The sequence below is a fragment of the Variovorax sp. 20P10.2.4 genome (assembly GCF_058244205.1).
The window spans coordinates 1-6,012 of the sequence record NZ_JBZAYE010000456.1 but is presented as its reverse complement, the minus strand read 5'-3'; the positions used below and the strand labels follow the sequence as shown (position 1 = coordinate 6,012).

The following is a 6,012-nucleotide window of genomic DNA, read 5'->3' as shown; positions in this document are numbered from 1 at the left end:
GGATCGCGCTCGGCGAGCAGCGGCAGCAGGCCAGGATTCGGTGTCACGCGGTGCCTTTTCCTCTCTCGTGTCGGTCCGCCGGGCCGGCGAGGCTCAGCGCGGGCCGCCGCCGGCGCTGCTGTCGGCCGACGAACTGCCGTAGAAGGCGCGCACCGCATCGACCATGCGGGTGCGCTCGAACTCGGGGTGCAGCCGGTAGCGCAGCAGGTGTTCGCCGACGAACAGCAGCGCCACGCTGGCGGGCGTCAGCACGTTGGCCAGCAGCGACCAGGCCGAGAACGACAGCGTGAGGTAGACCACGATCGACGACAGCACCACCAGCGCGAAATAGCCGGTCCAGATGCGCGTGAGCTGCGTGGTGTAGGCGCGCATCGCGCCGCGCAGCGGATGCACGCGCTGCGCGAACTGGGTGATCAGCGGCACGCTGTCGCCGCGCAGCGTGGAGCCGAACCAGCCGCAGAGCAAGGCATTGATGGCCACGTGCTGGAACACGTAGAGCCGGTTGGTGTCGCCCGCTTCGCCGCTGAGCACCAGCGCGAAGCCGGCCAGGCCCAGCGCGACCACCGCGGCGAAGCCCCAGCGGCCGAAACGGCTGGCGGCGAAGCCCATGGCGGCGAGCCACAACGGCCCCAGCAGCACGACCACCGCCCACGGCTCGGTGGCGTGGAACAGCATCATCCAGTGGGAAGCACCGGCATAGGCCACCCCCACCAGCAGCAGGAGCGCCAGGCGCCATCGTGACATGGGGTTCAGGCCGCGCGGTTCTGGGCGACGTGGGCCGCGAGCGTGCGCAACGACTGGAAGATCTGCTGGTTGCGCTCGTCGTCCGAACGCAGCTGGAAGCCATAGCGGCGCGAGACTTCGAGCGCGACCTCGAGGATGTCGATCGAATCGAGGCCGAGGCCTTCGCCGTACAGCGGTTCGGTCGGGACGATGTCGGCTGGCGCCACCTCGAGGTTGAGGGCGTTCACCAGCAGCACGGCCAATTCCTGCTCGATCGGCGACTGTTCGGCATCGCCATCGGCGGGAATGGGGGGCTGAGCAGTCGAAGACAAGAAAAACCTCCAGAAACTTTTGCCGCAAGGGCGCGTGGGCCGTGGATTATAGGAGGGCAGCTTGATTAGACTGGCCGCCTCGACACGACCCGGAACCGTCCATGGCCGACCCTCTTCTGATCGCCCGCCACGAGAGCGTGGAATGCGCCCTCCTCCCTGCCCTCGCCAACCGCCACGGCCTCATCACCGGCGCCACCGGCACCGGCAAGACGGTCACGCTGCAGACCATGGCCGAAAAGCTGTCGGCCATCGGCGTGCCCGTGTTCATGGCCGACGTCAAGGGCGACCTGACCGGGATCAGCCAGAAAGGCGCCATCGGCGAGAAGATGGCCGCCACGCTCAAGGAGCGCGGCATCGACCTGCCCGAGCCGCTGGGCTGCCCCGTCACGCTGTGGGACGTGTTCGGCGAGCAGGGCCACCCGGTGCGCGCCACCATCTCCGACATGGGCCCGCTGCTGCTGGGCCGCATGCTCGACGTGAACGAAACCCAGGCCGGCGTGCTGAACCTGGTGTTCAAGATCGCCGACGACAACGGCCTGCTGCTGCTCGACCTCAAGGACCTGCGCGCGATGCTGCAGTACGTGGGCGAGAACGCGAGCCAGTTCACCACCGAGTACGGCAACATCAGCGCCGCCAGCGTGGGCGCGATCCAGCGCGGCCTGCTGCAGATCGAGACCCAGGGCGGCGACAAGTTCTTCGGCGAGCCCATGCTCAACATCGCCGACTTCATGCAGACCGAGGGCGGCCGCGGTGTGGTCAACATCCTCGCGGCCGACAAGCTCATGAACTCGCCGCGGCTGTACGCCACCTTCCTGCTGTGGATGCTGTCGGAGCTGTTCGAGCAGTTGCCCGAGATCGGCGACCCCGAGCAGCCCAAGCTGGCCTTCTTCTTCGACGAGGCCCACCTGCTGTTCAACGAGGCGCCCAAGGCGCTGGTCGAGCGCATCGAGCTGGTGGTGCGGCTGGTGCGCTCCAAGGGCGTGGGCGTGTATTTCGTGACCCAGAACCCGCTCGACATTCCCGACTCGGTGCTGGCTCAGCTCGGCAACCGCGTGCAGCATGCGCTGCGCGCCTTCACGCCGCGCGACCAGAAGGCGGTGAAGGCCACGGCCACCACGATGCGGCAGAAGCCCGGCCTCGACATCGAGAAGGCCATCACCGAGCTCGCGGTCGGCGAGGCGCTCGTGAGCTTCCTCGACGAGAAGGGCCGCCCGAGCGTGACCGAGCGCGTCTACGTGCTGCCGCCCGGCAGCCAGATCGGCCCGATCACGGCCGCGCAGCGCCAGGCGCTGCTGGCCAGCTCGCTGGTGGCGGGCGTCTACGAGAAGGCGGTCGACCGTGAATCGGCCTACGAGAAGCTCAAGGGCCGCGCCGAAACCGCGCCCGGGGCCCCCGCGGCGGGCAAGGCAGCGCCCGGCAAGCCGGCCGAGGAAGGCTCGGGCGCCGGCGGCATGCTCAACGACCTGCTGTTCGGCCACACCGGCCCGCGCGGCGCCAAGCACGACGGCCTGGTGCAGACCATGGCCAAGTCGGCGGTGCGCACCATGGGCACCTCGGTCGGCAAGGAGATCCTGCGCGGCGTACTCGGCGGCATCTTCGGCTCGAAGAAGCGCTGAGCCGCGGCGGCGACGGCACCTCCAATGTCCTCGGGCAAGACACCGACCAGGGACATCGCGGCGTTCTGGGAGCGCTGCATCTGGCCGCGCGTGCTCACCCAGTGCGAACGCGAGACCGCCTACAAGGCGCTCTACACGCGCGAGCACGGCCAGGGCGAATTCGTCTGCCAGCGCAACGAGATCGCCGACAGCTGGATCGGCGTGATCGAGGGCTTCCTGCGCGTGCAAGACACCTCGGCCGACGGCAAGCCCGTGATGTTCACGGGCGTGGCTGCGGGCGGCTGGATCGGCGAGGGCTCGCTGCTGAAGGTCGAGCAGCGCAAGTACGAGATCGCCGCCACCCGTCCCACCGTCACCCTGCACCTGCCGCGCGACACCTTCACCTGGCTGCTCGACAGGAGCGTGCCGTTCAACCACTTCATGCTGTCGCACCTGAACGAGCGGCTCAGCCAGTTCATCGCCACGGTCAAGTTCGACCGCCTGCTCGAGCCCACGGGCCGCGTCGCGCGCGGCATCGCGAGCCTGTTCCATCCGGTGCTCTATCCCAACACCGACGCCACCCTGCAGATCAGCCAGGAGGAGATCGGCTGGATGGTCGGCGTGTCGCGCCAGCGCGTGAACGTCGCGCTGCACGAGCTCGAGGCCGCGCAGCTCATCAAGACCGGCTACGGCTACATCAACGTGCTCGACCGGCAGCGCCTGTCGCGCTATCCGACCAACCAGCCGGGCTGAAACGCCCGCGCGTGGCGGGCGTCGCGGCGTGTCGGCCGTTCAGAGCGGCGTCGACACCGGCGCGGCCGGCAGGTCCTGCCCGCCCGGGCCGCCGCGGAAGGTGGTCGGCGTCCACGGCACCTGCCCGACGCCCGGCTTGCTCCAGTCGCACACGCCATCGGGGAAGGTCGCCTGCAGCCGCACCTGCTGGCCGCCCGTGAAGACCGCGCCGGCGTAGTCGGCCGATGCGAAGTCGATCGGCTTCAACTGGCACTTGAACACGTCTTCCGCGAGCGGTCCGCCCGACACGATGCGCACCGACTCGTAGGGCTTGACCGGGCAGGCGGCGCTGCCGAAGCCGATGTCGACCAGCTCGGCCGTGGTCATGCCCGCGGTCGCGATGCACTGGTCGACCGCGTCCGAGGGCTTGTTCTTCACGACCTTCTTCTCCTTCGTGTCGGCCGACCTGTCGGCCTCCATGGCGCTGAGCCAGCGGTCCATCATCAGGAAGGCCTGCCGGGTCAGCGCGACGCCGGTGCCGGCGTTGCTCGCCAGCACCACGTGGTTGTCGTGCCCGCCGTTGCCCGCGTCCAGGCGCGCGCGTTGCTGGTAAGTGCGCCAGGCCATGTGGATGTCGGCGCCGAGCTCGGGCCGCAGGTCGATGACCGGCACCTTCGCGAGGTTCTTCGCGTAGCTGACGAGCCCGCTGCGGTAGAGCGTGGTCATCGCGCTGGTCTGCATCCGGGCGCGCGCCGCGGGAATGACGGCCTTGTCGCCCGACCAGATCATGTCGGCGTCCCAGCTGCCGATGCCTTCGTTGAGCGCAACGAATTCCTCGGGCGTGATGGCGCCGGAGCGCAGGGCCTTGAGCCCGTACTGCACGCCCGCGTTGTCGTAGGGCAGGTTCGGCACCGTGTTGCCGTTGAGCTCGGTGGTGCCGAGGATCGCCGTCATCACGTCATGGATCGTGCAGCGCACGCCGTTGGGCCGCAGCGCCGGGTCGTACACCAGCGCCGCCGGAAAGCCGAGTCCGCAGTTGGTGGCCTGCACCGGGTTCTGCGGCGCGAGGAACGAATAGACCCATTGCGTGCAATACGCGGCCGTCGGATGGCCTTCGATGGCCGCGCGCGCCGCCGGCGACAGGCCGGCACCCGGGCCGGTGCCGTAGTAGCGCCAGAGGTTGCCGCAGTCGCGCGTCTCGATCCAGGTCGTCACCGCGTCGGGATAGCTGTAGCCGGTCTGCAGGCCGTCGAGCAGGCCGGGCATCACCGAGGCCGGCACGGTCTGCATCATCGAGCCGCCCGAGCCGCCGTCGGACATGGTGAAGCGGATCTCGCCATAGGTGTCGATGATGTGTTCCTTGACCATCATGATGTTCTCGGTCGCGAGGAACTCGTTGTTGTTGTCGTTGTGGTTGGTGAGCTGCGAATTGACCGTCATGAAGCCGGCGCGCAGCGCGTTGTCGTCGAACAGCGCCGTGCCCGGGTTCTGCTGGAAGCGGTTGCCCGAGGCCGAGGCGCCCATCTTCCAGAGCACCTTGCCGTTCCAGCCCTTCTGCGGCTCCCACGGCGTCCACGGCTTGGCGGGATCGAAGTACACCGCCACCTGGTATTCGCTGCGGCCCATCGTGCCCAGCTCCACGCGCAGCAGCGCCTTCACGGTGTCGCCGCGGTCGGTCGTGAAGTTCGCGATCTCGGCGTCCTTCGGGCGCTTGGCCGGGTCGTACTGCAGGAAGCAGGCGTAGGGACCGAAGGGCTGCTGGCCGCAGTCGGTGCCCTCCTTGGCCTTGGGCTGGTAGTAGTAGGTGTAGATGATGGGCGCGTTGCAGTCGGCGTCGACCGGGTCTGCGTCCAAGCCGCTCACCTGCGTGGTCGCGCTGGCCGACAGGCCGGTGCCGGGCACCGTCACGGTCGTGACCGAGCCGGCCTTCGTGGCGCAGATCCACGGCTGCACCGGCGTGCCCGCGAAGATGTTGCCGCCGCGGGCGAAGTTCTCGATCGCGAGCTTCGCGCCTGTCTTCGTCGATTTGAGCGTGGCGGTGAGCGTGTTGCTGCCCACGCGCAGCCCGGTCACGGTGCCGAGCACGCGGCCGTTGGCGCGCAGCGCGAAGGCGGAGGAGATGTCCTTGCCGTCGAGGTCCACCGCGAGGTCGAGCGCGCTCTTGCCCTCGGGCAGCACGATCTCGACGTAGGCATCGCCATCGCTGATCATGTCGGCGCGGTTCGACAGCGTCCTGATCTTGAGTTCGCCCGTCGCCGCCGGCGGTGGCGATTCCGGCTGCGAGCCGGAGGGCGGAAGAATCGGCAGTGCCACGCCGCCGCCACCGCTGCCGCCGCAGCTCGCGAGGGTGACGACCGCGCACAGGCCCAGGACCCGCAGTCCCGTTCTGAGGATGTCTCGCATCGATGTCTCCTGTTGTTGTGAGAGAAACGCGACGCGATTGCAATCCTTTCGCTCTTTTCGAACTGTTCAGCGAACGACATTTCGCCGCGGGACAGGGTTTGTCCCAGTGAGACGTACGAGCGCTCGCAGGCGCTGCCCGCGCCGGCCTCTACCAGCGCAGCAGCCGCGGCCCCAGCAAGGCGCCCACCAGCACCGGCACCGCGATCCCGCTCACGTACCAGACCGCG

Annotated in this window: 6 protein-coding genes; 2 read left to right on the top strand and 4 right to left on the bottom strand. The window is 68.8% G+C overall.

The window, feature by feature from the left end:
• Window positions 1-93: 93 nt before the first annotated feature.
• The gene (locus AC27VN_RS30060) at window positions 94-744 is read right to left on the bottom strand and encodes a COG4648 family protein (RefSeq protein WP_093342169.1); all 651 of its coding nucleotides are present in this window, start codon (window positions 742-744) and stop codon (window positions 94-96) included.
• A gap of 5 nt (window positions 745-749) precedes the next feature.
• On the bottom strand, window positions 750-1,055 hold the full coding sequence (locus AC27VN_RS30055; protein ID WP_057596224.1) for a phosphopantetheine-binding protein: 306 nt from the start codon (window positions 1,053-1,055) through the stop codon (window positions 750-752).
• A gap of 101 nt (window positions 1,056-1,156) precedes the next feature.
• On the opposite strand from AC27VN_RS30055, the gene AC27VN_RS30050 reads away from it, so the two are divergent.
• Both AC27VN_RS30050 and AC27VN_RS30045 read left to right on the top strand, forming a co-directional pair.
• Complete coding sequence (locus AC27VN_RS30050) at window positions 1,157-2,671, top strand: helicase HerA-like domain-containing protein (protein ID WP_490878916.1); 1,515 nt, start codon at window positions 1,157-1,159, stop codon at window positions 2,669-2,671.
• 24 nt (window positions 2,672-2,695) lie between these two features.
• Window positions 2,696-3,403, top strand: a complete 708-nt coding sequence (locus tag AC27VN_RS30045; protein WP_490878915.1) for a Crp/Fnr family transcriptional regulator — start codon at window positions 2,696-2,698, stop codon at window positions 3,401-3,403.
• Between the two features lie 39 nt (window positions 3,404-3,442).
• Here AC27VN_RS30045 and AC27VN_RS30040 read toward each other — a convergent pair whose 3' ends face one another.
• On the bottom strand, window positions 3,443-5,785 hold the full coding sequence (locus AC27VN_RS30040; protein WP_490878914.1) for a DUF6351 family protein: 2,343 nt from the start codon (window positions 5,783-5,785) through the stop codon (window positions 3,443-3,445).
• Between the two features lie 148 nt (window positions 5,786-5,933).
• Window positions 5,934-6,012, bottom strand: a 79-nt coding sequence (locus AC27VN_RS30035) for an NrsF family protein (RefSeq protein ID WP_490878917.1), incomplete at its 5' end; no start/stop codon positions are given.

Excerpts from the sequence above, each read along its gene's own strand:
- AC27VN_RS30060 (WP_093342169.1), bottom strand. The coding sequence starts at position 744 with ATGTCACGATGGCGCCTGGCGCTCCTGCTGCTGGTGGGGGTGGCCTAT.
- AC27VN_RS30050 (WP_490878916.1), top strand. The coding sequence starts at position 1,157 with ATGGCCGACCCTCTTCTGATCGCCCGCCACGAGAGCGTGGAATGCGCC.
- AC27VN_RS30045 (WP_490878915.1), top strand. The coding sequence starts at position 2,696 with ATGTCCTCGGGCAAGACACCGACCAGGGACATCGCGGCGTTCTGGGAG.
- AC27VN_RS30040 (WP_490878914.1), bottom strand. The coding sequence starts at position 5,785 with ATGCGAGACATCCTCAGAACGGGACTGCGGGTCCTGGGCCTGTGCGCG.